The following is a 26,198-nucleotide window of genomic DNA, read 5'->3' as shown; positions in this document are numbered from 1 at the left end:
GGGAGAAGTTTTCGACGAGGTAGCGCTTGACCTGCTCTAGCGATGCTCGCCGCCCGGCCCGGTTGGCGAGCTGACGGGCGAACGAGCATGACGTGGCGTTGCCTGCGGGCGTGCCCAGGTCCACCCGCGGCATCCGCTTGATCAGCGCCAGAAGTGCTGGTGGTGTGGTGGTCTTCGCTCTCCGCCATCCCTGGACGCGTCCTGCTGTTCGCGCACCGTGCTGCCCGGCACGGTCAGAACGCGCCCACGCCACCGGATCCGGCGGCGAAAGGCCCACACCGCGACGGCCAGAGCCAGCAGGGTGACACCGGTGGACACCAACCCCGCCTCGCTGAACCCCGGCGGTCCCACCATCAGTTCCGGCCCCGCGCCGCGAGAGTCTCCGTAGAGGTGTCCCTGTGACCAGTTCCAGCCCCAGTGCAGCCCGATGGCCGGCCACAGCGAGCCGGTGCCCAGTCGTACGGCGGTCAACAGGAAACTGATCACCACAACCCCCGCCATGACCCCCGGCGCCCAGGCCGCCGGTGCCGACTGGAGGTGCAGCGCTGCGAAGATCAGCCCGATGACCAGCGTGGCGATCCAGAGCGGCAGCCGCTCGCCGAGGTTGACCAGAAAATATCCGCGGAAGGCCACTTCCTCGGCGAACCCGACCCCCAGCGCGCCGGCGAAAGCCGTCAGGAACAGCCACGGATCCCCGCCGACCACGGATCCCCGCCGACCACGGTGTCCCGCCACCCCGCGGACCATCCCACCAGCGCGACCATCCCGGCCAGCCCGATGCCGGCGAGACAACCGGAGATCAACCCGCCCGCCCCCGGCCGCAGCAGCCCGACGTCGTCCCACGGGCGGCGGTCCAGCCACCGGCGGAACGCCCAGGTCACACCCGCGATGGCAGGGACCACCAGCAGCAGGAAGGCCGGCTTTCGCACGGCCGCCGGAAACGGTACCGCCTGGAGGCCCGCGACGATCACGAAGTACACGACGAAGTACAACAGAAGCCGCAGGGGACGGCGCAGCCGGCGTTCGGAGTCCAAGAAGAGCACCATGGACCCGGGATAGCCCGGCCAAAGGCGTACCGTCTCTCCCTCAACCGGGGGAGATCCGGCAAAATCCCCCACTTGAGGGACCTGGTACGCCCTGCTCGCCTGCCCGACAATGGCGGGGTGCCGCACCGCTGGGTGATCGCCGTCATTCTCGCCGCCGCGCCGCTCCCCCTCGTTCTGGGGCCGGACCTGAAAACCACGTTCTATCTCGGCGACCTCTGGGACATCACCCCGTATCCGCTGCTGCCCATCCTCGTTCTGGCCGAGCTCGTGCCGATCTGGTGGTCGCAGAGCAGGCCGGTGGCCGCGCTCGCCGCCACCGGTACGGCCTTCCTGGCCGGACAGGCATTCGACCTCCCGGCCACCACGGCCGATCTGGGACTCCTGCTGGCACTGTTCATGGTCGGCGCGTACGCGTCGAGCCGGGACGTACTGGCCGCGACGGGCGTGACGGCGGCGGCGCTCGCGCTGTTCGTGGTCGGGGCCAACGCCACGGCCGCCCACCTCGTCCGGGACGTGCTCACCGCGCTGGTGATCGGCGGCGTCATCGCGGCCGTGCCCGCACTGCTCGGCCGCTCCTTCGCGGCCGTCCGCCATGCGCCACCGGAACCTCCGGCACCCATCGCATCACCGCTCACGTCTCGCGAACGGGACGTCCTCCAGATGGTGTCGGAAGGCATGACGAACGGGGAGATCGCCGAGCGCTTGGTCATCGGCAGGGAGACGGTCAAGACCCACGTCCGGAACATCCTCGCCAAACTGGGCGCCCGCGACCGTACCCATGCCGTCACCATCGCCCACCGCGGCAACCTGCTGAGGTGACCCGCTGAGCCCTGCGCCCAGGATCTGCAAGACGCTCGCCGGCCGGGCCGCGAGCGCCTCGCTACGATGAGGTATGAGTCGGCTACGGAGCGTGCCCATGGCGGACGGAGAGGTGGCCGTACTGGTCGTCGGTGGCGGGCCGGTCGGGCTGACCGCCCGTGCGCTGCTGGAACGCTGGGGGATGCGGGTCCTGCTGGTCGAAAGACAAGGCGAGCTGTCGCCCTTTCCACGGTCCCGGCTGGTCAACGTGCGTTCGATGGAGATCTACCGTCAGCTCGGGCTCGCCGCCGAGATCACGGCCAACGCGTTCGCCCCTGAGTACGGCCGCATCCGCTTCCGCGACACCATGCAGGACCACGACTTCGCCGCGGCGGCGATGACCGGGATCAACGCGCCGGTGCCCGAGAGCCCGGTGACCGGCGTGGTCACCTCTCAGGATCGCCTGGAGCCCACTCTGCTCGCCGCGGCGAAGTCCCCGGCGCGCTTCGGTGTCGAGCTCGTCGACCTGGCCGAAGAGGCCGACAGCGTCGTGGCCCTGCTCGCCGGGCGTCGGCGCGGTGAGGAGACCCGCGTCCGTGCCCGTTACGTCCTCGCCGCCGACGGCGCGAACTCCACCGTCCGGCGGCTGCTGGGAATCGGCACCACCGGCCCCGGGAGGATCGGAGGCTTCACCACCGTCGTGTTCGACGGCGATCTTCGCCGCTGGTGCGCCGACCAGCCCGCGGGCGTCTACTTCACCGCGCACGGCCTTGTCGCGCCGCTGTATCCCGAAGGAGGCTACGCCTGGTTCGTCCCCACCCCCGGCGAAGGTGCGGCCGCCGACTGGCCCGGCCTTCTCTCGCGCGCCCTCGGTCCCGATGTGCGCGCCGATATCGTCAGGATCCAGAACTGGGTGATGAACGCGTTCGTCGCCGAGCGCTTTCGTCACGGGCGGATCCTGCTGAGCGGCGATGCCGCGCACGCGATGCCCATCGTGGGTGGCCTGGGCATGAACGCCGGTATCGCCGACGTGCACAACCTGTGCTGGAAACTGGCCGGCGTCCTGCGAGGATGGGCCGGTCCGAGCCTGCTGGACACGTACGAGACGGAGCGGCGGCCCGTCGCCTGCCGGACACTCCGCCAGGCGGTGACCAACACCGAGCTCATGCTCGACGTGCAGAACCGGCGCCGCGAGCAGCTCCGCACCGGGCGGGCAGTGCCGGACCATGTCGATCTCCCCTGGTCGGAGCGGTACTTCGCCCAACACGGCCTGGTGCTCGGCGTCACGTACCGCTCCGCCGCCGTCCTGGCCGGCGACGGTCCCGATCCGGAGCCGCCGGGCGCGGACTACGTTCCCAGCGCCGAACCAGGCCGTCGCATGCCGCACCTCTGGCTCGCCCGCGACCGCTCGACGCTGGACACGTTCGGCGAATGGTTCACCCTGCTCACCCCGGACCCCGCCGCATGGACGCACCAGGCACCATGGCCGCTGAACGTCGAGGCCCTTCCTGGCGAGGATGCCGACCTCTGCGGCCTCACATCGCACGGAGCGCTGCTCATCCGGCCTGACGGCCACATCGGCGCCCGCTGGCCCGGCGGCCCGTCGAGCGAGGCCGCTCTCCACCACGCCCTCACCGCGATCACCGCGATCACCGGCCGGAGCGCAGCATAGATTCGGCGGCTCGCCCGCGTCGGGTGGGTCACCGTACCGAGACAGAGGTCGGTCAGGGCCTGGCCGGCGGCCTGGCGGGTGTTCATGCGCGGGATCAGGCGTCCCAGCGGGGTGCCGGGCAGGGACCAGAACCGCTGGAGGTCAAGGAGGACCGGCCCGTCCCGGGCGCCGGTCCGGAGCCTCGGGCGCTGACCAGCAGTCGCGCGCCCGAGGCGGCCATGCGTGTGGCGGCGAGCCCGCCGAGCACGGACGTGCCGCCGGTCATGACGATCGCGGTCACGCCGATGCTCGCGTCACGTCGTACGGCCCTGGGCCGTCTTGAGGCGCGTGGCGAGAGTGTCGGCGCCGATGTACGCGTGGAACACGCCCATGGCCAGCACGCCCACCGCGCCCGCCGCGAGCGCGGCGACCGGGTGAGCGCCGATGTCGGCCATGATCGCCAGGACCGCGGCCAGGACGTACATCGCCCAGCCCGCCACCAGATTGATCAGCGGGCCGGAGCCGAAGAGCGTCGGGAACTCCTCTTTCGTGATGCCTTTCACGAAGTGGGGCGTGGCGTTGGCGGCGAAGACGCCGGCCGCGAAGCTGAGCAGGATCGTCTGCGTCATGAAAACTCCTGGGTCACGCGAGCCCGGCGGATCGCGATCTCGGCTGGATACGTGAGGCTGGATCACGTGGGCGGGGGTCACTTGAGGCTTCTGATGGTGAGCTCGACGAGCTGCCGCAGCTGGGTGCGCAGCACGTCCAGCTCCTCCTCCTGCTGGGCGATGCCGGTGAGCGCGGCGAGCAGGAGCACGGCCGCGTCATGCGCGGACAGGACGGTGCCGAGCAGCGGCAGGTCGTCCTCGGCGGCGAGCAGGATGGCTGCCACGACGGCGGCGTGCCGGTCCTTCAACGAGCGGGTCAGATCGGGGGCGACCGCGGTCACCTCGGCGAGCAGCTCGCTCCGGAATTCCGCCTCGACGCTGCCGGCGACGAACTCCAGCTTGAGGTCGAGGGCCCGGAACACCCGGTCGGTGACGTCGCCGGTTGCCTGGCCGATCTCCTCGGCGCGTCCGATGAGCTGGTCGATGGCCCGCTCCGCCACCGCGCGGAAGATCTCCTGCTTGCCCGCGTGGTGCTGGTAGAGCGCCGGACGGGAGACGCCGGCGGCCTGGGCGATCAGGTCCATGGACGTACGGCGGAGACCGTAGCGGCCGAACACCTGGAGAGCGGCATCGAGGACGCGCTGCTGCTTCTCTGCACCCTGCGACATGCTGACATTATTTGCAAATAGTGTCAGTTCGTCAAACCGCTCAGGACTCCAGGAAGTGCAGGATCGCCAGCACGCGGCGGCTGTAGCCGGTGGCGTGGGACAGGTTCAGCTTGTCGAAAAGGGAGTTCACATGCTTCTCCACCGCGCTCTGCGAAACATGCAGGGCCTGGGCGATGGAGGCGTTGGTGAGGCCCTGCGCCATGCTCTCCAGCACCTCCCGCTCGCGGGGAGTCAGCCGCGCCAGCGGATCCACCTGCGTCGTGCGCGCCAGCAACTGGCGCACCACCTCGGGGTCGAACGCCGCTCCCCCGGCGCCCACCCGGTCCAGCGCGTCGAGGAAATCCGCCACCTGCGCCACCCGGTCCTTCAGCAGGTAGCCGACCCCGGACACGTCCGCGCTCATCAGCTCGGTGGCGTACCGCTTCTCCACATACTGCGACAGCACCAGCACCTTGACCTCGGGCCAGCGCCGCCTGATCTCCAGCGCGGCGCGCAACCCCTCGTCCGTGTGCGTGGGCGGCATCCGCACGTCCACCACCACGATGTCCGGCAGATGCGCGGCCACCGCCTCGACCAGCGCGTCACCGTCGCCCACCGCGGCGGGCACCTGGTGCCCCTCCTCCAGCAGCAGCCGCACCAGGCCTTCACGCAGCAGCGTGGAGTCCTCGGCCAGGATCACTCGCATGGCAACTCCGCCGTCACGGTCGTCGGCCCGCCCGGCGGGCTGATCACCTCGAAGGCGCCGTCCAGCGCGGCCACCCGGCGCCGCAGCCCGGACAGCCCGCCGCCCGTCAGGCGCGCGCCGCCCACCCCGTCGTCCGACACCCGTACGACGAGCATCGTCCCCTCCCTGCGCACGTCCACCGTGATGGCGTCGGCGCCGGCGTGCTTGGCGGCGTTGGTGACCGCCTCGCTCACCACGAAGTACGCCGCCGTCTCCACCGCCATCGGCGGCCGCTCCGGCAGCTCGCACGCCACCCTGACCGGCACGCCCGACCTCTCGGCCACCCCCGCCAGCGCTTCGCCCAGCCCCAGCGAGTCCAGCCCGCTCGGGTACACCCGCCAGGCGACCTCCCGCAGCTCGGCCAGCGCCTGCTGCGCCTCGCCGTGCGCCTGGTCCAGCAGTTCGGGCCGGCCGCGCCTGGAGCGGCCGATCAGCATGGACAGCGCGACGAGCCGCTGCTGCAGCCCGTCGTGCAGGTCACGCTCGATCCGGCGCCGCTCGGAGTCGACCGCCGCCACGATCCCCGCCCGGCTCTCCGCCAGCTCGGCGATCCGGCGCTCCAGCGCCACGGTCGGGTCGCCGGCGAGCACCCGGCGGGCCAGCCGCCGTTCCAGCGCGTGCACGCCCACCACACCCGACAAAGCCAGAAAGAGCAGTACGAGCCCCCCGACGGACACGTACGCCACGAGCGGAACGGACGACGGAGTCATCCCGTCGTAAGCCTCACCCGCGACCCACGACGCCCCCAGCCGGGCGGCCTCCCGGAGCCCGAACGCCAGCAGCAGCACCACCAGCCCGCCCAGCACGCCGACGGGCACGCGCAGCGCCAGATAGCGCAGCACCCGCCTGCCGTCGCCCATCGCGTCCAGTTCCGCGGGGTCGAGCCGCAGTCGCCACGCCTCGAACCCCGCCAGCCGCCCGGCCGCCGCCTCCACCCGGGCACGGCCCAGGAACGGCAGCGTCACCAGCAAGAACACCAGCTCAACCGCCGCGGTGACCGTTCCCAGGGTCACCGCGCCGAGTCGTCGTGCTCCCTCAGCGACGGACCGCATGCCGTCCCTTGCTGCGCTCGCGCAGGCGTACCACGATGAAGACCACCACCGCCAGCGCGACCAGGCCGAGCACGACCTTCGACCCGATGCCCGCGTACGTCTCGACCAGTTCCCACTCATTGCCCAGGAGGTATCCGGCCATCACAAAGATGGTGTTCCAGATCGCGCTGCCCGCGGTCGTCAGCAACAGAAACGTGACCAGGTTCATCCGCTCGACGCCGGCCGGCACCGAGATCAGGCTGCGGAAAATCGGGATCATTCGCCCGAAGAACACCGTCGCCTTTCCGTGCTTGAGGAACCACGCCTCGGTCTTCTCGATGTCGGAGACCTTGACGAGCGGGAGCTTGGCGGCGATCGCCAGCGTCCGCTCGCGACCGAGGAGCGCCCCTATCCAGTAGAGCGCCAGCGCGCCGACCACGGACCCCGCCGTGGTCCACACCAGGACTTCGACGAGATTCATCCTGCCCATGCTCGCCGTGAACCCCGCCAGCGGCAGGATCACCTCACTCGGCAGCGGCGGGAACAGGTTCTCCAGCGCGATAGCGATTCCCGCCCCGGGCGCACCGAGAGCGGCCATTAATGACACGACCCAATCAACCATGCGCATAAGGCTACGGATCATTGGCAGTGCCGGGGAATGCGGAAGACGCCCGATCCCGGCTACGGTAAACCACACCCCCATGTACCGTACACTGTACGGTCGTGAGCCTCACACCAGATTCGGTACGACACCCGGTCGTCTTCGAGCCCAGCGATCCTCCCAGATCCGGACAGATCGCCTTCCTCGACCCCCGGGGTGACAGCACGGCCACCGTCGTGGAGCAGCACGACGGGGAGCTGCGCGTCCGCGAGGCTCCGGCCGTCCGCGTCCCGGTCGCCGAGGCCGTCGCCGCCCTGGCCAGAGCACGCCAGGACGAGACGGCCCACCCCGCCGCCCGGTTCTGGGGCGCCGCGTCGCTCGTGGCGCTCCAGCTCGTCACCAGAGGCCGCGTCCTGCCCGGCGTCACCACGGGCGACCACGACTCCTGGCGGGCCGGGCCCTTCGACGCGGCCGACGCCCGGCGCATCCGCGAACTGGCCGACGCCATGCCCGCCGCGGCTCGCGCCGTACCGGTCGACGAGGACCTGCGCCTGCCCGAGGCGGAGAGTCACGTGCGGGCGTTCCTGGACGCGGTGGCCGACGCGATGCCGCGCTCGCCCGGCGCGGTGCGGGCCACCGGCACCACCGCGTTCGCCGCCGCCAAGCCCGTCAAGGTGCCCCGGCTGCGTTCCTGGGCGGCGGAGGTGTCGGCGGGGCTCGACTCCGGCGTGCGGCTGTCGCTGCGGCTGGAGGCCGCCGATCCGGCGCGCGCGGAGTTCCGCGCGGTCGCGCAACTGCACAGCCTGGCCGACCCGTCGCTGGTGGTGGACGCCGCCGACCTGTGGGAAGGGCGGGACCCCGGCTTCGGCGGGCGGGCCAGGATCGACGCGACCATCGCCATCCGCGGCGCCGCCCGAGCCTGGCCGAGACTCGAACGGCTGCTGGACAGCGCCGTTCCGGACGAGCTCGTCCTGTCCGACGGTGATGTCGAGGAGCTGCTCGCCGGGGCCGCCGAGCGGCTGGCCGCGGCCGGGGTCGAGGTGCACTGGCCCCGATCGCTGGTCCAGGGCCTGAGCGCCCGCGCGGTCCTCGGGGAGCGCGACCCGGCGCCGTCCGACATGCCGTCGTTCCTCGGCGGCGCCCAGCTGACCAGCTTCGACTGGCAGCTGGCACTCGGCGGCGAGCGGCTCACGGCCGCCGAGATGGACCAGCTCGCCGAGGCGCACCGCCCCGTCGTCCGGCTGCGCGACCAGTGGGTGCTCATCGCCCCCGACGTCGCCCGCAAGGCCCGCCAGCGCGAGCTCAAGCCGCTGACCGGCCTCGACGCCCTCGGCGCCGCGCTGACCGGGACCGTGGAGGTCGACGGCGAGCAGGTGGCGGTCGAGCCGGGCGACTGGCTGCGCGAGCTGCGCGACCGGCTGACCGAGCCGGAGGACATCGGCCCGCCGCCGGGCCTGGCGGCCACCCTGCGCGACTACCAGCTGCAGGGGCTGCGCTGGCTCGCCAGGATGACCTCGCTCGGGCTCGGCGCCTGCCTGGCCGACGACATGGGCCTGGGCAAGACCATCACCCTGATCGCCCTGCACCTGTCCCGGCAGCGTCAGGGGCAGGGGCCGACGCTGGTGGTCTGCCCGGCGTCGCTGCTGGGCAACTGGGAGCGCGAGATCGGCAGGTTCGCCCCCGGCGTCCCGGTCCGCCGCTTCCACGGCGCCGGCCGCGCCCTGGCCGACGAGGGGTTCGTCCTCACCACCTACGGCACCATGCGGCTGGACGCCGAACGCCTCGCCGAGCACCCCTGGGGTCTGCTCGTCGCCGACGAGGCCCAGCACGTCAAGAACCCGATCTCGGGCACCGCCAAGGCACTGCGCGAGATCCCGGCGGCCGCCCGCGTCGCGCTGACCGGCACCCCGGTCGAGAACAACCTGTCGGAGCTGTGGGCCATCCTCGACTGGACCACCCCCGGCCTGCTCGGCCCGCTGGCCAGGTTCCGCTCCCGCTGGGCCAAGCCCGTCGAGTCCGGCGACCAGGCGACGGCCGAGCGGCTGGCCCGGCTCGTCGGGCCGTTCCTGCTGCGCCGCCGCAAGTCCGACCCCGGCATCGCGCCCGAGCTGCCGCCCAAGACCGAGACCGACCGGCCGGTGGCCCTCACCACCGAGCAGGCGGGCCTGTACGAAGCGGTCGTGCGGGAGATCCTCGGCCAGATCGAGTCCGCCCAGGGCATGGCCAGGCGCGGCCTGATCGTCAAGCTGCTGACCGGGCTCAAACAGATCTGCAACCATCCCGCCCAGTACCTGCACGAGGCCACCCCCCGGCTGCCCGGCCGCTCCGGCAAGCTGGAGCTGCTGGACGAGCTGGTCGACACGATCGTCGCCGAGGACGGCGCCGTGCTCGTCTTCACCCAGTACGTCGCCATGGCCAGGCTCCTGGACAAGCATCTGACCGCCCGCGGCGTCGGCACCCAGCTGCTGCACGGCGGCACCCCCGTGGCCAGGCGCGAGGAGATGGTCCGGCGCTTCCAGGACGGCGACGTCCCGGTCTTCCTGCTGTCGCTGAAGGCGGCCGGCACCGGGCTCAACCTCACCCGCGCCGACCACGTCATCCACTACGACCGCTGGTGGAACCCCGCCGTCGAGGATCAGGCAACCGACCGCGCCCACCGCATCGGCCAGACCAGGCCCGTGCAGGTCCACCGGCTGATCACCGAAGGCACGATCGAAGACCGCATCGCCCAGATGCTCGACGCCAAACGCTCCCTGGCCGACGCCGTGCTCGCCGCCGGTGAGGCGGCCTTCACCGAGCTGACCGACGCCGAACTCGCCGCCCTCGTGGAGTTGAGATGAACGCCGCCCGCGGATTCCCCGCCTTCCCCCGCCAGCGCGCCGGCGCCCGCTTCGCCACCGCCTGGTGGGGCCGCGCCTGGATCAAGGCCCTGGAGGACACCTCACTCGACCAGGGCCTGCTGCAGCGGGGCCGTGCCTACGCCAAGACCGGCCAGGTCGGCCCCATCACCGTCAGCCCCGGCCGGCTGGCCGCCGTCACCGAGGACGAGTACGACACCGTCGTCCACGTCGAGCAGCTCACCGACGCCGAATGGGAACGCTTCCTGGACCAGGTGGCCGCCAAGGCCGGGCACATCGCCGCCCTGCTCGACCGAGACATGCCGCACGACCTCGTCGAGGCGGCCGAGGACGCCGGTGTCCCCCTGCTGCCCACGGTCGGCGACCTGGAGCCCCGCTGCACCTGCCCGGACTGGGGCCATCCCTGCCAGCACGCGGCCGCCCTGTGCTATCAGGCCTCCTGGCTGCTCGACGCCGACCCGTTCGTGCTCCTGCTGCTGCGCGGCCGCGACGAGCACGACCTGATCGAGGCGCTCCAGCGCCGCGACCTGCCCGCCACCGCGCCGCAGGGCACCCCGGCCGCCGAGGCGTTCGCCGTCGGCGTCCCGCCGCTGCCCGCCCCGCCCCCGCTGGACGTCGCCTTCGCGCCGCTGGTGCTGGAGCCCGCCCCGGGCGTCGACGTCGCCGCCCTGCAGGTGCTCGCCGCCTCCGCCGCCTCCCGGGCGCGCGAACTGCTGACCTCCGGCCGCCTGCTCACCCTGACGGAATACCAGGACAGGGTACGGATGTCCGCCGCGTTCGGTCTGGACCTCGGGCTCGACGCCGCCGTGGAGGCCTGGCGGTACGGCGGCGCCGACGGCCTGGACGTGCTCGAATCCGCCTGGACCCCGCCCAGGAAGGACCTGGCCAGGGCGCAGGCGCTGCTGGAGTCCGGCTGGGAGGACGAGCGGCCCCCCGAGGTGGAGGCCTGGCGCAACCGGTGGACGTTCGGCGAGCGCCAGGTGCGTTACGGCCGCGACGGCCGCTGGTACCCGTTCACCCGGCGCGGCGACGCGTGGTGGCCGGCCGGCCCGCCGGAGCGTGACCCGTCGGCCCTGATCCACTGACGCGGCGCGGGGTGCGCGGGCGGGTCAGGCGAGGTTGAGCTGCCAGGACACGCCGAACCGGTCCGACACCCAGCCGAACTTGGTGCTGAACCCGTAGGAGTCGAGGGCCATCAGCGTCTCGCCCTTCTCCGACAGCGCCGCGAAGAGCCGCTCGATCTCGTCCGCCGTCTCGCACTGGACATAGAGCGACATCGACGGGGTGAACGTGAACGCGTGATGCACGGCACTGTCGATGGCCATGTACTCCTGGTCCGCCAGCCTGAACGTGGCGTGCAGCACGCTGCCCTCGGCGCCCGCCTCGCCAGGACCATAGCGGGCGATGGCGAGCACCTCGGCGTCGTCGAAGAGGGACAGGTAGAAGTTCATCGCCTCCTCGGCGACACCTTCGAACATCAGGAATGTCGTGATCTTCTGCGGCATGACGGTCACTCTCCTGAGGGGGCGTAGAAGGCGGTGGAGGCCGCGGTGGCCGCCGCCGCCTGCTCGGCGGTGGCGCCGGCGGCCAGGAACGTCTCGCCCCACGCCTGACTGCTGCGGGTGATGAACTCCCGGCCCTCCTCGGTCTCGTGCATGTGGTCGTGGTCGGGCAGCACGCCGCCGCTCAGGTGCAGGCTCAGGCCGAGCAGCGACAGGTCCCAGCCTATGCCGACCGCACCGGGGCCGAACTGCGTCCACATGTCGGGCGGCGGCACCGCGGTGTGCCGTAGCTCGAAGCGGGTGCCGCCGTCCGCGGCGGACAGGCGCACCTCCACCTCCGAGGCGGGCGGGCCGCCGTACATCCAGCTCACCGTGAGGAGGCTGGGCGGCTCGCACCGCAGGACCTCACCGCTGGCGTTGCCCTCGATCTGGAAGGAGCCGCCGAGGCGGAGGTCTCCGGTGATGGGCAGCAGCCAGCGGCTGATCCGCTCGGCGGTCGTGCAGGCGTCCCAGACGTCCTTGGTCTCGGCGTCGAAATGCCGGGTCAGCAGGAGCGTCTTCGTCTCGCCGCTCTCCTTGATCTCGCGATGGGATCGGGTGATCTCGTCGATGATGTCCATCAGCTGGGCTCGTCTTTCGGTCGTGGGTCCGGGGTTCGGCGTTCGCGTCTGCCGCGGGCCAGCTCCGTCGCCAGGGCGTCCAGGCGCTGGTTCCAGAAACCGCGGAAGCGCTCCAGCCACTCGTCGACCTCGCGCAGCGGCCCCGCGTCGACGGCGTAGAGCCGCCGGGTGCCCTGGGCGCGGACGCTGGCGAAGCCGTTGTCCCGCAGCACCTTCAGGTGCTGCGAGACCGCCGGCTGGGAGATGCCGTACTCGCGCTGGATGACGGCGGTGACCTCGCCGGAGCTCAACTCGCCGTCGGCGAGCAGCTCCAGGATCCGGCGCCGGACAGGGTCACCGAGGACGTCGAATGCGTGCACTCCCCGAGTGTTTCAGCTTTAACTTATATAAGTCAAACCTGAAACTTCCCGGAACCGGGTGGGGCGGGTGGCGATGATGACGGTGGCCTCCCATTCCTCGGATACGGCCACGCGGGCGGCCAGGCCGTGGCGGGTCACGGCGTCGATTGCCTGTGGCACCTGGCGCTCGCTGGTCTCGAACAGCAGGTGGCCGCCGGGGGCGAGCCAGTTCCCGGCCTCGGCCGTCACGCGGCGCAGGACGTCGAGGCCGTCCGCGCCGCCGTCGAGCGCCACCCGCGCCTCATGCAGGCGGGCCTCCGAGGGCAGCAGGTCGATCTCGCCTGTGGGCACGTACGGCACGTTGGCGAGCAGCAGATCGATCCGGCCCAGCAGGTCAGGGGGCAGCGGCTCGTACAGGTCGCCCTCGTACACCTGACCGCCGGCGGCGAGGTTGCGGCGGGCGCACGCCACCGCGGCCGGGTCGATGTCGGAGGCGTGCAGTTCTACCCGCTCCAGCGCCGCGACCAGCGCGGCCCCCAGTGCCCCGGTGCCGCAGCACAGATCGACGGCCACGACCGGCCCCGCCGCGACCCGCGAACCGTACGGCGCGGTGGGCCCCGCTTCGCACGGTGTGGTGGCGACGGTGCCGGCGAAGGCGCTCGCGAGGGCGGTGGCCTGGCGCAGGAGGAACTCGGTGCGGGGGCGGGGCACGAAGACGCCGGGGTCGACGGCCACGCGCAGGCCGCAGAACTCCGCCCAGCCGAGGACGTGTTCGAGCGGCAGACCGGCGGCACGCCGGTTCACCATGTCGAGGAGCTCCGCGGGAGTCCGTGCGGCGGCGGTGAGCAGACGGGCCTCGTCCTCGGCGAAGACGCAGCCGGCGGCGCGGAGCGTGGTGACGATGGCGGGGTTAGGGAGGGACATGAGCGCCTTTCGGGGATGCTGTGGGCGCTCTCCCGGTCACCTATGCCAGGTGAACCGCGCGGCCGTGAGGTGAGAGCACCCGGCCTGGTCCAGCGGTAATGGGTCTCACCTCCTCGGTCGTGTCGTTCGACTGCTGGCGACGCGCACACTATCCGAGCCGGTCGGCGGCGCGCAAACGTCAGCGGCCGAGCTCCTTGGCGGCCGTGCGGATCTCGTGGAGCAACAGCGCCAGGTCGTCCTCTGTGGTGTCCGGGCTCAGGACGCAGGCGCGCAGGGCGTCGTCGCCGCCCAGCCGGGTGCCGGTGAGGAAGACGTTGCCCCGCCGCTGCACCGCCGAGGGGAGGGCTCGATTGAGCGCGTCCAGCCCCGCCACTGCCCCGGGCCGGTGGCCGTCCGTCCTCTCCGCCGCCGTGGGCCGGTGGCGGAAGGCGGTGATGGAGGTCGTGACGGGCGCCAGGAGCTCGAAGTCCGCGGCGTCCTCGACCATGGCGCCCAGGATTCGGGCCAGCCGGGAGGTGCGGTCCACGAGCTCGACGATGCCCTCGCGGCCGAGGTGGGACATGGTCGCCCACGTCTTCAGCGCGCGGAAGGGACGGGTCTGCTCGGGCCCGTACTCGGCGAACCAGCCGAGCTCGTCGGCGTTGTCGTCGATCAGGTAGGACGGCACCAGGCTGAACGCGGCGCGCGCCTGCGCCGGGTCGCGGAGCAAGGCACAGCCGCAGCCCACCGGCACGCCGAGCCACTTGTGCGGGTCCAGCGCCAGCGAGTCGGCACGGTCCATGCCCGCGAAGGCGGGAGCGGCGCCGTCGGCCAGCACCCCGAGCGCGCCGTAGGCGCCGTCGACGTGGAACCACAGCCCGTGCTCGCCCGCCACGTCGGCGATCTCGCCCAGCGGGTCCACGGCGCCGGTGTTGACGGTGCCGGCGCTGGCCGCGACGCAGAACGGCCGCATCCCGGCCGCCACGTCCGCGGCGATCATCGTACGGAGCGCGGAGACGTCCATGCGGTAGGAGGCGTCCACCGGGACGGTGCGCACCTGGCGGGCGCCCAACCCGAGCAGCTCGGCGGCCTTGCGCAGGCAGCTGTGTCCCTCCGCCGAGACGTACAGGGTCATCGGGGCCCGCCCGGCCAGCCCGTCCTCGCGGGCGTCCCACCCGTCGCGCAGCGCCGCCTGCTGGCGGGCGGTGGCCAGGCAGATGATGGTGGCCATGGAGGCGCCGCTGGTCAGCAGCCCGCCGCCGGGCCGGTGCGGGAAGCCCACCAGGTCCGCCAGCCAGCGCACGACCGTACGCTCCAGCAGGGGGCCGGCGTGCTCGCCGCCCGCGCAGCTCGGGTTCAGGGCGGCGGCCAGCGGCTCGACCAGGACGCCCGCCGGGTTCGGCGGGGAGTTGACCCAGCCGAAGAAGCGGGGATGCCCGTTGCCCATCGGATGCCGCAGCACCCGGTCCCGCACGTCCTGCAGCAGCTCGGCCATCCCTCGCCCGGTCTCGGGCAGGGCCTGGCCGGTCAGCCAGAGGCGGTCCTCGGCCGGCACCGGCTGCCAGACCGGCTCCTCGCGGATGCCGGCGAGGTGGTCGGCCATGAGGTCGGCGGCCTGGCCGGCGGCCTGGCGCAGCTCATCCATCCGGTGTCTCCCTTCCCGGGTCGTGATGCGTGACCGCGCGCCCGCCCAGCTCCATGGCCAGGTAGAACACGCAGCCGGTGCCTGTGTCGTCGGCGAAGGCGTGGCGGCGGTCGCCCGGATAGTAGGCGGAGTCGCCGGTGTGCAGGACATGCGGCCGGTCGTCGATGGTGAGCCGGAGCCGGCCGGACTCGACGGCCACGTACTCGCGCGATCCGGGGGCGTGCGCGGCGAACTCCCCCGCGTCGACGCCGGGTCCGAGGGTGGTCCGCATGAACTCGAACTCCACGTTCGGCAGCACCGGCGACAGCACCCGGCGCTCCCAGCCGGACGGGTCGCGCACCACCCGCTGGGCGGCGTGCCGCAGCACCTGGGGGACCTCGGGGGCGGGCTCGTCGAGCAGCCGGGCGATCGAGGTGCCGAGTGCCGTCGCCAGCCGGTCGAGCACCAGCACGCTCGGCGTCTTGGCACCCCGCTCGACCTCGGAGACCATGCTGCGGCTGATGCCGCTCAGCGCGGCCGTCCGCTCGATCGACAATCCCCGCGAGCGGCGCTCGGCGCGGATGCGCGCACCCAGCTCGGCCATCGACAGGCCGGTGGAGAGAACGCCTTCGCCATCCATATGTCCACTATAGCGATGGTTTGTCCGCGATAGCGGCAGCGGGATTGACAGCCACGGCAGGACATCGTGTAATCGTCGGCAGGTCGCGTGACGTCACCCGGAGGACGGTGTCGGCATGGAGGCCGCGCAGCAAGGGGACGATACCGTGACTTCACAGCTCACAGGCAGCGCCTGATCTGATCGCGCCCGCGCGCCGTCCCCGCGCTCGGTGGTGTTGACCGCCGCCTCGTTCCTGTTTCCCGCGTTCTTCGAGGCTTGCCTGCCCACGGCCTGGGCGTCGGCGTGCGATGTACCGAAATTTCACCGCATATTCCTGCGGCTTCGTACTCACGCCTGGAGAAAGCAGAGCATGCCCAACGACTTCAACCAGCAGATCATCGACCGGTTCCGCGCCAACCAGGGCCAGGTCGGGCCGCCCTTCGACGGGGCCAGGCTGCTCCTTCTGACCACCACGGGAGCCAGGACCGGCGCCCGCCACACCACCCCGCTCGGCTACCTGCCGGACGGCGGCTCGGGTCGCCTGTTCGTCGTCGCCTCGGCCGGAGGGTCGCCCGCCAACCCCGCCTGGTACCACAACGTGCGCGCCAACCCACGGGTCACCATCGAGGACGGGGTGTTCACCCGCGAAGCCGACGCGCGGATCCTTCAGGGCACCGAGCGCGACGAGATCTTCGCCCGCGCCGTCGAATCCGATCCCGGCTGGGCCGAATACCAGGCCAAAGCCGGACGGACCATCCCCGTCGTCGCGCTGACCCCCGTCGGTCCCCCCGTGTCGAGCGTCACCCGGGGAGGGGACGGGCTCAAGGCGATCCATGACGCGTTCCGCCGCGAGCTCGCCCTGGTCCGCAAGGAGGTGGCGGAGTCCGGGCCGGGCCTCGGCTCGCAGCTGCGCATCAACTGCCTCGCCCTCTGCCAGGGGCTGGAGCACCACCACCTGATGGAGGACGGGCACATGTTCCCGCACCTCGACGGGCAGCACCCCGCGCTCGCCCCCGCCCTGGCGCGGCTGCGCCGCGAGCACGAGGAGATCAAGGCGCTGCTGGAGGAGCTTCAGAAGCTCGTCTCAGGCGAGGGTACGGATCCCGCGACGCTGCTCGGTGAGGTGGAACGGCTGATCGCCGAGCTCGACGCCCACCTCTCCTACGAGGAGGAGCACCTCATCCCGATCCTCAACGGGATCATGCCCTAGCGCCACCGACCAGGCGGCGGGCGAACCGCCGCCTGCGTCAGCCGCCGGAGCGGTGTCCACGGACCTTACACGGACCCCGCTCCGGCACGCTCGATGCCGTGGTGACCGAGGAGGAGGGAAATGCCCTTCTCGATGTGGTCCAGCCGGTCCTCGACGTGGCCCAGCCGGTCATGGATCTCGGCCAGCTGCCCCGTGTGCCCGGTCAGCGTGGTCTTGATGTCGGTCAGATCCTCACCCGTTCGATACGCGAACGACTCCAGACTCCGCACTCGATCCTCGATGGTCTTGGTGTCCACTGATGATCTCCCTTACCGTGGAGGTAAGGGACCTGGCTGCTAAGCCCAGCCGGGTCCCGCTTGTTCTCGAGATTAGCTGATCAGGGCTTTGTCTCGTGGTGCGGCCGCCGTAAAGAGCCCTCGGGGATCGCCGTCAACGTGGTGCTGTTCGCGCCGGCCGTCTTCGCCGCCTGGGGCCGCTTCGGATCGTACGCCTTCCGGGTCACGGCAACCGGCCGTCGAGGACATCGCGCAGGCGGGCGGCGAAGGCTCGGGGCCGGAAGACGTTGCCGCTGTGGCCGCCGGGGAACTCCACGTACGAGGTGCCGAGCTCCTCGGCGAGCAGGCGGGCGCAGTGGTGCGCCCAGATGTGCGCGGAGGCCTGGCCCACGGCGGGCACGATACGGGTGGACGCTGCCTTCAGGGCGGCCAGGTCCAGCCGGTGGCGGCGCACCGCCGGGGCGTCGTGGGTCAGGAAGTACTCCATGTTCGGCAGTCGTTCCGGGCCGGGCGGCCCGACCTCCACGTCCGGCTCGCGATCGGTGGGGTCGATGCCGCCGAACGCGGCGAAGGCGAGAAATGCCGGGATGGCGCCCTCCGCCTGGAAGATCTCCTCGGCCTTCCGCTGGTCCTGGCGGGCGCGCGCACGCTCGGGCTCGGGCAGCAGTTGGGGCGCGGGCGGCTCGTGCGCCACGAGGAGGCCGACCTGCTCGGGGTGGCGGGACACCAGCTCCAGGGAGATCATGGCGCCGATGCTGCTGCCGAAGACGTACGCGGGCTCTGACGTGTGTGCGGCGAGGAGCCGGTGAACGTCGTCGGCGTGGGTGCTGAGGGTCGGTGACCGTGCCGGGTCGTGGACGGTGCTTCCGGACAGGCCGCGACGATCGTAGGTGAGCACGGTGTACGAGCCGGCGAGGTGGGCGGCCAGGCCGTCGGAGGCTGCGGCGTCCCCGTCGCCGCCCGCGATCAGCAGGAGCAGCGGGCCGCTGCCGCGCCGCAGGTACCGCAGCCGGGCGCCGGGCACGTCCAGCGTGCCAACTCCATCTGTTTTCAGATGCATCATATTTAAGATGTATCACGTCTGTGGTGCATCATGGGACACATGAACGGGCTGGAGCTGTTTCTCCTGGGGCACAAGCTGATCAGGATCGGCCAGGACGCCATCCCCCGATCGGGGTTCCACACACTGACGAACAGCGCGCGGACGATCCTCGTCGACGTCTTCGAGAACCCAGGCAGCTCGATCAGGGAGGTCACCGAGCGCACCGGCTTCCCGCAGAGCCTGGTGTCCTCCTCGGTGGCGAAGCTCCGCGAGGACGGTGTGCTGGTCACCGAGACCGACCCCGCCGATCGGCGGCGGACTCTCGTACGCCCCGCTCCCGGCGCGCCGGAGAAGGGGCGGCGCGCCGCCGAGAGCACGACCGTCGACGCCGCGCTGGCCGAGGCGCTGGGTGTTGAGACGGCGGAGGTCGCCGAGCTCGTCGCCACGCTGGAATCTCTCGCCCGGCGGCTGTCCGGCGCGCCGGCCTGACGCGCGTCAGGCGGGCGGCGGCCCGATGATCTCAAGGCCGTGGCGGGCGGCGAGTTCGGTCAGCAGGGCCGGGTCGGGGTCCTGGGCGGCGACCTCAGCGACGAAGTTCTCGAACCCGGCCGGCCAGCTCAGCTGGAGCAGCCGCAGCGGCTCCTCCGCCCGGTTGGCGAAGGCGTGCGGCAGCCTGCGGGGCAGCAAGGCGAACGCGCCGGCTCCCGCCTCCCACGTCCGGTCGCCGCAATAGAGCTGGATCGTTCCAGACAGGATGTAGAACGCCTCGTCGTCGTGCTGGTGCAGGTGCCAGGGCGTGGCGAAGCCCGGCGGGCACTCCTGCTCGCTGAGGCTCAGCGCCTCACCGGTCTCCGATCCGCCCGCCTTCACCGTCATGGCGGTGCCGAGGAAGGAATGGGTCGTGCCCGCACCCGCGGGCAGGTACAGCGCGCTCATGGTCGCCTTTCATGGGTGTAGAGCCGGATCTCGATGTCGTCGGGGTCGGTGATGCCGCCGATCAGCCATCCCACGCTGCCTTCGGCGATGGCGGAGTGCTCGACGCCGAGCGCGTCCAGATGGTCGGACCAGGCGTGCAGGTCCTGCACGGTCGGCACGCCGAAGGCCAGCGCATTGAATCCGGCCAGGCCGGGGGCGCGCTGGGGGTCCTCGCGCAGGGCGAGTCTGAGCGTCCGGTCCGGGTCGGACAGGGTGACGGCGCGCAGGACGCCGTCCTCGATGAACTCGATCGCCACCTCCAGGAACAGCACGCGCCTGTACCACTCCAGGCTCGTGACCACATCCGAGACGGGCAGCCTGACATGGTGGAAGCCACCCAGAACAGGCATGATCTCGCTCCTTCTTGTCATGTCACTTCACACCGAGGCGGCCGTCAAGGGTTCCAGGGCGCGCTCTACGCGGATCGGAGGCCGGATCGTGAGCACCGGGCGCAGGCGGATCGTGCGGGGCTACGCCGGGACGACCTTCCAGCGGGCGGCCCGACGTGGCCGAGGTCTCGGTGCTGACGGTCTGCTTCTGAGCCGACTACCCAAGCATGTGGTCGATGTCGCCTCCGCCTGGGACGACGCGCCGGTGCCGCCGCTGGAACGGCCGCTGGAGACCCGGTATGGCCACGCGGTCACCTGTCGTCGTGGTCCATCGTGATGAGGACGGCGCCGCGGTTGACGCCGGATTCGATGCGCCGATGCGCCTCGGCGGCCCGCGCCAGTGGGTGGCGTCCGTCGATGGCCGGCCTGATGTGTCCCGCTTCCGCGATCTCCACGAGGAAGCGCAGGTCCGTGGTCTTGTCGCTGTCCTTGCGCAGGCCGGTGAACGCGACGACGGCCCGCTTGTCGCCGAACCTGCGTGTCCACAGCGACTGGTGGAAGATCGCCGGGGAAGGGACGGTCGTCATGTACACCCCGCCGCTCTTCAGCACGCGCTTGCACCGCCCGAACGAGCTCTTGCCGGCCGCGTCGAAGACGACGTCGTAACCATGACTCGCGCGGGTGAAGTCCTCCTTCGTGTAGTCGACCACCTCGTCGGCGCCCAAGGAGGTCACCAGGTCCAGTTTGGCGGTGCTGCACACACCGGTGACCCGCGCGCCGAAGTGCTTGGCCAGTTGCACCGCCGCCAGTCCCACCTGCCCGGAGGCTCCGTTGACGAGGATCTCCTGCCCTTGCCGGAGGCGGGCGTGGTCCCTGAGGAAGGGCAGCGCGGTCAGCACTCCACTGCTGAAGGAGGCGACCTCGGCGTAGGACAGATTGGCCGGCGCGACGACCAGTGGCCCGTCCGCCGGGGCGAGCACATACTCGGCGTGCGCCCCGAAACTGGGACCGGTGACGCCGACGACCCGATCGCCCACGGCGAACCGGCTCACGTCCTTGCCGACCGCCGCGACCTCACCGGCGAAGTCGGTGCCCAGCGTCCGCGCCTTCGGCTTCGTGAGGCCGGTGTACAGCCTGGAGAACAACGGCTTGCCCGCCCGGAAGGTGGCGTCCACCGCCGACACCGGCGCGGCGCCGATCCTGACCAGCACCTCCTTGTCCCCGGGCCGGGGGATTTCGACGTCCTCGACCCTGAGGACGTCGGGTAAGCCATAGGTGTCATAGACGACGGCCTTCATGAAGATCATCCTCACGTGATGGTGGTCATGCGGCTCGGTCACGCCTGATCATCGGGGTACTGGAAGACCTCGTCGAGGGGCACGCCGAACACTCTGGCGATCTGGAACGCCACCTCCAGCGAGGGCGAGTAACGCCCCTGCTCGATGGCGATGATGGTCTGCCGGGTCACCCCGACGCGGGCCGCCAGCTCGGCCTGCGTCATCTCTTCACGGGTGAAGCGCAGGTAGCGGATCGAGTTGGTGATCTTGGTGGGCTTGGGCATGCCTAGAAACCCCGGCGATAGGCGACGATCTTCGCGATCGAGGAGACGAGCGCGTCAAGAACGAACGCCAGATACAGGGCGTTGGCGATCCAGAAGTGCTCGAATCCCGCCAGTGTCAGGAGGAGCGCTCCGGCGGCGCCGGCCGCGAGCACGTAGTAGCCGGCCTGTGTGCCGTACCGGAAGATGCCGACGTCGCGCTCGTCGCGGCGGCCGGCGCCGCGGGACGCTCCCATCAGCGTGTCGGCGAGGACGTTGGCCAGGATCGCGACGCCGACGGCTATGAGCAGCGGCCGCACGTAGGAGATCTCCGCGACCGAGGCGTCGGCCAGCCGCCCGAACACGATCACGGCGTAGACCACGGGCACGACGCCCGCGATCACGGCGTAGACCCACGCCCGCTTCTCCTCGTGTGACATGCCATCTCCCAGGTGAACGATCTGCCAACACGACAAATGTAAAGCACTCCAAACCTGATGTCAAAGATACTTAACTTCTCGATTGGGATACCATGAACATCCGAATGATTGGAACATCTAACGACTCCGGCGAGGAAGACACGTGGCACGCTCCGGCAATCTGCTCAAGTGCACGTTCTGCGGCAAGAGGCAGGACCAGGTCAGGAAACTCATCGCCGGGCCCGGCCAGATCTGCATCTGCGACGAATGCGTGGAGCTCTGCAACGAGCTCATCGAGGAGGAGCGGATCGAGATCGCCCGGAGCGAGCCGTCCCCGCCGCCCAGGCCGCGCGAGATCCACGACTTCCTGGATCGCTACGTCGTCGGCCAGCAGGGGGCCAAGAAGGCGCTCGCGGTGGCCGTCTACAACCACTACAAGCGCATCCGGGCGCGCCCCGGCGACGCCGTCGAGCTGGCCAAGTCGAACATCCTGATGATCGGCCCGACCGGCTCCGGCAAGACCTATCTCGCCCAGACGCTCGCCCGGATGCTCGACGTGCCGTTCGCGATCGCCGACGCCACGGCGCTCACCGAGGCCGGCTACGTCGGCGAGGACGTCGAGAACATCCTGCTCAGCCTGCTCAGGGCCGCCGACCACGACGTCGGGCGGGCCGAGACCGGCATCGTCTATCTGGACGAGATCGACAAGATCGCCCGCAGGAGCGAGAACCCGTCCATCACCCGCGACGTCTCCGGCGAAGGAGTCCAGCAGGCGCTGCTGAAGATCCTCGAGGGTACGGTCGCGAACGTGCCGCCTCAGGGCGGGCGCAAGCACCCGCAGCAGGAGACCGTCCAGATCGACACCGCCAACGTGCTGTTCATCGCCGGTGGCGCGTTCGCCGGCCTGGAGCACATCGTCGAGCGGCGGACCAGCCGCAGGAGCGCCGGGTTCGGCGCCACGCCGCCGGACGGACGTGACCCGCTCACCGAGGTCATGCCGGCCGACCTGCTGAAGTTCGGACTGATCCCGGAGCTCGTCGGCCGCCTCCCGGTGCTCACCACGTTGCGTCCGCCGGACCGTACCGCACTGACGAGGATCCTCACCGAGCCGCGCAACGCGCTGATCAAGCAGTATCAGCGGCTGTTCGAGCTCGACGGCGTCGAGCTCGACTTCACCGAGGAAGCCGTCGGCGCGATCGCCGATCAGGCGCTGCTGCGCCGCACCGGCGCCCGCGCCACGCGCGCCGTCCTCGAAGAGGTGCTGCTCAACGTGATGTACGAGCTGCCGAGCCGGGACGACGTGGCCCGAGTCGTGATCACCCGCGACACCGTGCTCGACCACGTCAACCCGACCCTGGTGCCGCGCGCCCGCCCCGAGCCAGGCCCGCGCGAGAAGTCAGCCTGATCACGGCGCGCGGCCGATCGGCGCGGCGATCGGCAGGCCGCTGCGCTTGGAGGAGGTGCCGCCCGAGGCGCTCACCCGGCACCTGGTCCAGGCGGGCCTGCCACGGCCCTTCGCCGAGGGGCTGCTGGCCAGATACGCCGAGCACACCGGCGCGTTTCGCGCCTGACGTCCCACCGGTGAGGCTGATCACATGGTGAGGCCGACGTGCCTGCCGGACTGCCACTCCACGGTCAGCACGGTGGCGTCGTCCTGGAGCCGCCCGTGCTGGTGCCGCAGGATCGACTGGATCAACCGCCGCAGGGTCTCGGGCGCCGACATCCCGTCCGCCTCGTGCCGCACGATGAACTCGATGAACCGGTCCAGCCCGAACATCTCCCCCTCGGGGCTCTGGGCCTCGATGATGCCGTCGGTGTAATACAGCAGCCGGTCGCCGCGCTGGAGCTGATAACGCTCGATCCCGGACGACAACCCCAGCCGGAATCCCATCGGGGGCGACGGGATCTTGCTCTCCAGCGTGGCGGCCAGGCGGCCGTCGCGGATGATCAGCGCCGGGTGATGCCCGCGGTTGACCCAGGTGAGCTCACCGGTGTTCATGTCCAGATCGGCCAGGACGCCGGTGGCGAAGCGGGTCTGGCCGAACTGCTCGGCGATCGCCTCGTCGACCGCCTCGCTGGTGGCGAGCAGGTCAGCGCCCTGGAGCCGGTTGTTGCGGCAGGCCCCGATGGCGATGCTCGCGGTCAGCCCGGAGGTGAGGTCGTGGCCCATCGCGTCGAAGATCGACAGGTGCAGGAGGTCCCCGGTGATGCCGTAGTCGAAGGCGTCGCCGCCCACCTGGTAGGCGGGTTCGAGCGCGGCGCTGAGCACCACCCTGTCGTTGGCGAAGCTGCCGTTCGGCAGCAGGTTCCACAGCACCTCGGCGGACAGCGTCATCGGGTCGGTCCGCACCAGCCGGGCGTAGGTGTCGCTGGAGTGACGCTTGCTGACCACCATCAGGGAGATCAGTGTGCCGAGGCGTTTCATCCGCCACTCGGCGGTCTCGTCGGGGTCGTGGGCGAGGGCGCCGAGCACACCGACCCGCTCGGTGCCGTCGAGCAGCGGCACCCACAGCCGCACCACGCCCGAGTCGTCCACCGGGGCTCGGACGAGCGTGACGTCGCGGAAGGCCCGACCGGCGAGGGTGCCGTCGACGTGCAGCCGCGAGAGCGGCTCACCCGCCGGATCGATCTGCCCGGGGAAGGGCACGAGGAACATCGACTGCAGATCGGCCACGTAGATCTGGGTGTTGGTGAAACCGCCGAGCACGGCGTGCTCGGCGACCAGTCGGACGACGTCCTCCATGCTCGCGGTGTGGCTGGACTGGAGAAGCCCGCCCAGCATGCGCTCGCCGTCGCTCAGCATGCGGCCCGCCTCCCCCGTCGCGGTCTTCTTCCCGGGCTGTCATACCCGGGGCCTCCCAGCTGTCACGCTCGTTCGCCGCCCCCAGCGTATGCGGAGCGGTCTGTGGTGGACTGATACCACAGACCATGGGAGGGAGTGATCGGCGGCGATGCGCACCGTGGTGGTCATCGTGGGAGTGCTGGTGGTGCTGCTCGCACTGCTGTGGGCGTGCCAGCGTCATCTGATCTACCTTCCCGACCGGCAGCCGGCGCCGTCCGCCGCCACGGTGATCCCCGGAGCGCGGGACGTCTCCTTCACCACCCGTGACGGCCTCCGGCTCGCCGCCTGGTTCGTCCCCGGCGAGCGCGACGTGGCCGTGCTGATCACCGGCGGCAACGCGGGCAACCGGCTGCACCGAGCGCCGCTGGCCCGCGCCCTGGCCGCGCACGGCCTGCCGGTCCTGCTGATGGACTATCGCGGCTACGGCGGCAACCCCGGCAACCCCACCGAGGACGGGCTCACCCTCGACGCCCTCGCCGCGCGCCGGTTCCTCGGCGACACCCTCGGGCACACCAAGGTCGTCTACTTCGGCGAGAGCCTCGGCGCGGCGGTGGCGACCCGGCTGGCCGTCGACCATCCGCCGGCCGGCCTGGTGCTCCGCTCCCCCTTCACCGACCTGGCGGCGGCCGGCCAGGCGAACTACCCCTACCTTCCGGTCCGGCTGCTGCTCCGCGACCGTTTCCCGGTGACCGACCTGATCGCCGGCGTCCGGGCTCCCACCGTGATCCTGTACGGGACGCGGGACACGATCGTGCCGCCACGACTGAGCAGAGCGGTCGCCGAGGCGGCCGGGGACTCGGCCACCCTGATCAAGGTGACCGGCGCGGGCCACAACGACCAGGTCTTCCTGACCGGCTCCGAGCTGGTCGGCGCGGTGGTGAAGCTGGCCGACCGGGCCGGCGGCACCCGCTGAGCGGCGGCCCGGGCCGTCAGGGTGACCGGCCGGAACCGTCCGGGACCTGGCCGGGCCGGTCGCGCGCGTGTCGCCGTGAACCCGTAGCCTTTGCTGATGCACATTGGGGTGAACGTTCCGAACTTCGGGCCAGGCACCGATCCCGACACGCTGCGCCGCTGGGCGCAGACGGTCGAGGGGCTCGGCTACGACCTGCTCATGGTCTCCGACCATCTGGCGGTGACGCCGGATGTGGCCGAGCAGTATCCGGCGCCGTTCTACGAGCCGTTCACCACGCTGGCCTGGCTCGCCGGCATCACCCGGCGCGTCAGGCTCGGCACCACCGTGCTCATCGTCCCCTACCGGCATCCGCTGCTCGTCGCCCGGATGGCCGCCAACCTGCATCAGCTCAGCGGCGGGCGGCTCGTGCTGGGCGTGGGCGTCGGCTGGGCGCGGCAGGAGTTCGAGGCGCTCGGCGTCCCGTTCCAGCAGCGCGGCAAGCTGACCGACGACCACATCCGGGCCATGCGCGCCGCCTGGGACGACGAGCGCGACTACGGTCCCGGGCGCATCCCGATCTGGGTCGGCGGCAACAGCGACGCCGGGGTGCGCCGGGCGGTGCGCCTGGGCGACGCCTGGCATCCGCTGCGCTGCACGCTTCCCTGGCTGCGCGGCGCGCTGGACCGGCTCCGGATCGTGGCCGACGAGCTGGAGCGCCCGGTGCCGCCACTGGTCCCGCGCATCCTCCTGCGGCTCACCGGCGAGCCGGTCACCGGCCCGGACCGGCGGGCCGGCGAGGGCACCATCGAGCAGATCATCGACGACCTCGAACAGCTGCACGAGCTCGGCGCCGGCACCGTGGTCCTCGATCCCTTCAACGGCGACCCGCACGAGACCAGCCACCCCGAGGTGGCCTGGGAAGCACTCGCGGCGGTCGCCGCCCACCGACCCCGAACGGAGACTCCATGAACCAGGACGACGAACGGCACCTCCGCAGAGCCATCGAGCTGGCCGCCTCCGCGCGGCAGGCCGGCAACCCGCCCTTCGGGTCGCTGCTGGTGAGCCAGGACGGCACGGTGATCGCCG

The 26,198-nt window shown here is 71.4% G+C and carries 31 protein-coding genes; 9 read left to right on the top strand and 22 right to left on the bottom strand.

From position 1 onward, the window contains the following. Positions 1-141: 141 nt before the first annotated feature. Positions 142-705: a CPBP family intramembrane glutamic endopeptidase gene (locus ACTMTF_RS31975; protein ID WP_441114021.1), complete on the bottom strand. Its 564-nt coding sequence runs from the start codon at positions 703-705 to the stop codon at positions 142-144. Then, positions 675-1,046 carry a hypothetical protein gene (locus ACTMTF_RS31970; protein WP_441114020.1) on the bottom strand — a complete coding sequence of 124 codons (372 nt, stop codon included), beginning with the start codon at positions 1,044-1,046 and terminating at the stop codon, positions 675-677. Before ACTMTF_RS31970 ends, ACTMTF_RS31975 begins: the two co-directional genes overlap by 31 nt. Positions 1,047-1,118: 72 nt before the next feature. Here ACTMTF_RS31970 and ACTMTF_RS31965 point away from each other — a divergent pair, with 72 nt between their 5' ends. Both ACTMTF_RS31965 and ACTMTF_RS31960 read left to right on the top strand, forming a co-directional pair. Continuing rightward, entirely contained in the window at positions 1,119-1,865 is a 747-nt protein-coding gene (locus ACTMTF_RS31965) for a helix-turn-helix transcriptional regulator (RefSeq protein WP_441114019.1), read from the top strand. 97 nt (positions 1,866-1,962) lie between these two features. Continuing rightward, the gene (locus tag ACTMTF_RS31960; protein ID WP_441114018.1) at positions 1,963-3,516 is read left to right on the top strand and encodes an FAD-dependent monooxygenase; all 1,554 of its coding nucleotides are present in this window, start codon (positions 1,963-1,965) and stop codon (positions 3,514-3,516) included. A 94-nt stretch (positions 3,517-3,610) separates the two neighbouring features. Here ACTMTF_RS31960 and ACTMTF_RS31955 read toward each other — a convergent pair whose 3' ends face one another. From ACTMTF_RS31955 to ACTMTF_RS31930, 6 genes are all read right to left on the bottom strand, one after another. Next, on the bottom strand, positions 3,611-3,796 hold the full coding sequence (locus ACTMTF_RS31955) for a hypothetical protein (RefSeq protein WP_441114017.1): 186 nt from the start codon (positions 3,794-3,796) through the stop codon (positions 3,611-3,613). Between the two features lie 13 nt (positions 3,797-3,809). Then, on the bottom strand, positions 3,810-4,124 hold the full coding sequence (locus tag ACTMTF_RS31950) for a hypothetical protein (protein ID WP_441114016.1): 315 nt from the start codon (positions 4,122-4,124) through the stop codon (positions 3,810-3,812). A gap of 77 nt (positions 4,125-4,201) precedes the next feature. Beyond that, positions 4,202-4,771 carry a TetR/AcrR family transcriptional regulator gene (locus ACTMTF_RS31945; protein WP_441114015.1) on the bottom strand — a complete coding sequence of 190 codons (570 nt, stop codon included), beginning with the start codon at positions 4,769-4,771 and terminating at the stop codon, positions 4,202-4,204. A gap of 40 nt (positions 4,772-4,811) precedes the next feature. Continuing rightward, positions 4,812-5,456, bottom strand: a complete 645-nt coding sequence (locus tag ACTMTF_RS31940; protein WP_441114014.1) for a response regulator — start codon at positions 5,454-5,456, stop codon at positions 4,812-4,814. Continuing rightward, positions 5,447-6,547: a sensor histidine kinase gene (locus ACTMTF_RS31935; protein WP_441114013.1), complete on the bottom strand. Its 1,101-nt coding sequence runs from the start codon at positions 6,545-6,547 to the stop codon at positions 5,447-5,449. The genes ACTMTF_RS31940 and ACTMTF_RS31935 overlap by 10 nt, the downstream gene beginning before the upstream one ends. Beyond that, a complete protein-coding gene (locus ACTMTF_RS31930) occupies positions 6,531-7,148 on the bottom strand; it encodes a DedA family protein (RefSeq protein ID WP_441114148.1) in 618 nt (205 codons plus the stop codon). Before ACTMTF_RS31930 ends, ACTMTF_RS31935 begins: the two co-directional genes overlap by 17 nt. 101 nt (positions 7,149-7,249) lie before the next feature. Between ACTMTF_RS31930 and ACTMTF_RS31925 the strand changes: the two genes are divergently transcribed. Together ACTMTF_RS31925 and ACTMTF_RS31920 are read left to right on the top strand one after the other, a co-directional pair. Then, positions 7,250-9,967, top strand: a complete 2,718-nt coding sequence (locus ACTMTF_RS31925) for a DEAD/DEAH box helicase (RefSeq protein ID WP_441114012.1) — start codon at positions 7,250-7,252, stop codon at positions 9,965-9,967. Continuing rightward, positions 9,964-11,070 carry an SWIM zinc finger family protein gene (locus ACTMTF_RS31920; protein WP_441114011.1) on the top strand — a complete coding sequence of 369 codons (1,107 nt, stop codon included), beginning with the start codon at positions 9,964-9,966 and terminating at the stop codon, positions 11,068-11,070. The genes ACTMTF_RS31925 and ACTMTF_RS31920 overlap by 4 nt, the downstream gene beginning before the upstream one ends. 24 nt (positions 11,071-11,094) lie before the next feature. Here the strand turns inward: ACTMTF_RS31920 and ACTMTF_RS31915 are convergent, their stop codons facing one another. The 6 genes from ACTMTF_RS31915 to ACTMTF_RS31890 all read right to left on the bottom strand — a co-directional run bounded on the left by ACTMTF_RS31915 (position 11,095) and on the right by ACTMTF_RS31890 (position 15,612). Beyond that, positions 11,095-11,490, bottom strand: coding sequence for a VOC family protein (locus tag ACTMTF_RS31915; RefSeq protein WP_441114010.1), 396 nt, complete (start codon positions 11,488-11,490; stop codon positions 11,095-11,097). Between the two features lie 5 nt (positions 11,491-11,495). Next, on the bottom strand, positions 11,496-12,107 hold the full coding sequence (locus tag ACTMTF_RS31910; RefSeq protein WP_441114009.1) for an SRPBCC family protein: 612 nt from the start codon (positions 12,105-12,107) through the stop codon (positions 11,496-11,498). Beyond that, the gene (locus ACTMTF_RS31905; RefSeq protein WP_441114008.1) at positions 12,107-12,466 is read right to left on the bottom strand and encodes an ArsR/SmtB family transcription factor; all 360 of its coding nucleotides are present in this window, start codon (positions 12,464-12,466) and stop codon (positions 12,107-12,109) included. The genes ACTMTF_RS31910 and ACTMTF_RS31905 overlap by 1 nt, the downstream gene beginning before the upstream one ends. A gap of 18 nt (positions 12,467-12,484) precedes the next feature. Continuing rightward, positions 12,485-13,369, bottom strand: coding sequence for a putative protein N(5)-glutamine methyltransferase (locus ACTMTF_RS31900; protein ID WP_441114007.1), 885 nt, complete (start codon positions 13,367-13,369; stop codon positions 12,485-12,487). A gap of 178 nt (positions 13,370-13,547) precedes the next feature. Next, complete coding sequence (locus ACTMTF_RS31895) at positions 13,548-14,993, bottom strand: pyridoxal phosphate-dependent decarboxylase family protein (protein WP_441114006.1); 1,446 nt, start codon at positions 14,991-14,993, stop codon at positions 13,548-13,550. Then, a complete protein-coding gene (locus ACTMTF_RS31890) occupies positions 14,986-15,612 on the bottom strand; it encodes a helix-turn-helix domain-containing protein (protein WP_441114005.1) in 627 nt (208 codons plus the stop codon). The genes ACTMTF_RS31895 and ACTMTF_RS31890 overlap by 8 nt, the downstream gene beginning before the upstream one ends. A 349-nt stretch (positions 15,613-15,961) precedes the next feature. Between ACTMTF_RS31890 and ACTMTF_RS31885 the strand changes: the two genes are divergently transcribed. Next, on the top strand, positions 15,962-16,801 hold the full coding sequence (locus ACTMTF_RS31885; protein ID WP_441114004.1) for a nitroreductase/quinone reductase family protein: 840 nt from the start codon (positions 15,962-15,964) through the stop codon (positions 16,799-16,801). A gap of 65 nt (positions 16,802-16,866) precedes the next feature. On the opposite strand, the gene ACTMTF_RS31880 is transcribed toward ACTMTF_RS31885, so the two are convergent. Together ACTMTF_RS31880 and ACTMTF_RS31875 are read right to left on the bottom strand one after the other, a co-directional pair. Continuing rightward, positions 16,867-17,097, bottom strand: coding sequence for a hypothetical protein (locus ACTMTF_RS31880; protein WP_441114003.1), 231 nt, complete (start codon positions 17,095-17,097; stop codon positions 16,867-16,869). A gap of 202 nt (positions 17,098-17,299) precedes the next feature. Continuing rightward, complete coding sequence (locus ACTMTF_RS31875) at positions 17,300-18,139, bottom strand: alpha/beta fold hydrolase (RefSeq protein WP_441114002.1); 840 nt, start codon at positions 18,137-18,139, stop codon at positions 17,300-17,302. A 39-nt stretch (positions 18,140-18,178) separates the two neighbouring features. Here ACTMTF_RS31875 and ACTMTF_RS31870 point away from each other — a divergent pair, with 39 nt between their 5' ends. After that, positions 18,179-18,607 (top strand): MarR family winged helix-turn-helix transcriptional regulator, encoded by a 429-nt coding sequence (locus ACTMTF_RS31870; protein WP_441114001.1) that lies wholly within the window; start codon positions 18,179-18,181, stop codon positions 18,605-18,607. A gap of 6 nt (positions 18,608-18,613) precedes the next feature. Here ACTMTF_RS31870 and ACTMTF_RS31865 read toward each other — a convergent pair whose 3' ends face one another. The 5 genes from ACTMTF_RS31865 to ACTMTF_RS31845 all read right to left on the bottom strand — a co-directional run bounded on the left by ACTMTF_RS31865 (position 18,614) and on the right by ACTMTF_RS31845 (position 21,399). Continuing rightward, positions 18,614-19,054, bottom strand: coding sequence for a cupin domain-containing protein (locus tag ACTMTF_RS31865; RefSeq protein WP_441114000.1), 441 nt, complete (start codon positions 19,052-19,054; stop codon positions 18,614-18,616). Then, positions 19,051-19,443 (bottom strand): VOC family protein, encoded by a 393-nt coding sequence (locus ACTMTF_RS31860; RefSeq protein ID WP_441113999.1) that lies wholly within the window; start codon positions 19,441-19,443, stop codon positions 19,051-19,053. Before ACTMTF_RS31860 ends, ACTMTF_RS31865 begins: the two co-directional genes overlap by 4 nt. 290 nt (positions 19,444-19,733) lie before the next feature. Next, positions 19,734-20,729: an NAD(P)-dependent alcohol dehydrogenase gene (locus ACTMTF_RS31855; protein WP_441113998.1), complete on the bottom strand. Its 996-nt coding sequence runs from the start codon at positions 20,727-20,729 to the stop codon at positions 19,734-19,736. Between the two features lie 29 nt (positions 20,730-20,758). Further along, entirely contained in the window at positions 20,759-20,983 is a 225-nt protein-coding gene (locus ACTMTF_RS31850; protein ID WP_397015004.1) for a helix-turn-helix transcriptional regulator, read from the bottom strand. Positions 20,984-20,985: 2 nt separating this feature from the next. Further along, positions 20,986-21,399, bottom strand: coding sequence for a hypothetical protein (locus ACTMTF_RS31845; RefSeq protein WP_441113997.1), 414 nt, complete (start codon positions 21,397-21,399; stop codon positions 20,986-20,988). Between the two features lie 142 nt (positions 21,400-21,541). On the opposite strand from ACTMTF_RS31845, the gene clpX reads away from it, so the two are divergent. Further along, complete coding sequence (clpX, locus tag ACTMTF_RS31840) at positions 21,542-22,783, top strand: ATP-dependent Clp protease ATP-binding subunit ClpX (protein ID WP_441113996.1); 1,242 nt, start codon at positions 21,542-21,544, stop codon at positions 22,781-22,783. 186 nt (positions 22,784-22,969) lie between these two features. Here clpX and ACTMTF_RS31835 read toward each other — a convergent pair whose 3' ends face one another. After that, positions 22,970-24,181 (bottom strand): PP2C family protein-serine/threonine phosphatase, encoded by a 1,212-nt coding sequence (locus ACTMTF_RS31835; RefSeq protein WP_441113995.1) that lies wholly within the window; start codon positions 24,179-24,181, stop codon positions 22,970-22,972. Between the two features lie 148 nt (positions 24,182-24,329). On the opposite strand from ACTMTF_RS31835, the gene ACTMTF_RS31830 reads away from it, so the two are divergent. Together ACTMTF_RS31830 and ACTMTF_RS31825 are read left to right on the top strand one after the other, a co-directional pair. Continuing rightward, on the top strand, positions 24,330-25,133 hold the full coding sequence (locus ACTMTF_RS31830) for an alpha/beta hydrolase (RefSeq protein WP_441113994.1): 804 nt from the start codon (positions 24,330-24,332) through the stop codon (positions 25,131-25,133). Positions 25,134-25,229: 96 nt separating this feature from the next. Beyond that, the gene (locus ACTMTF_RS31825) at positions 25,230-26,081 is read left to right on the top strand and encodes an LLM class flavin-dependent oxidoreductase (protein WP_441113993.1); all 852 of its coding nucleotides are present in this window, start codon (positions 25,230-25,232) and stop codon (positions 26,079-26,081) included. Positions 26,082-26,198: the final 117 nt, after the last annotated feature.

The organism is Nonomuraea sp. ZG12 (genome assembly GCF_052068115.1).
Lineage (GTDB): Bacteria > Actinomycetota > Actinomycetes > Streptosporangiales > Streptosporangiaceae > Nonomuraea.
The sequence above is the reverse complement of the archived record's forward strand: the minus strand, read 5'-3'. Positions and strand labels throughout refer to the sequence as shown.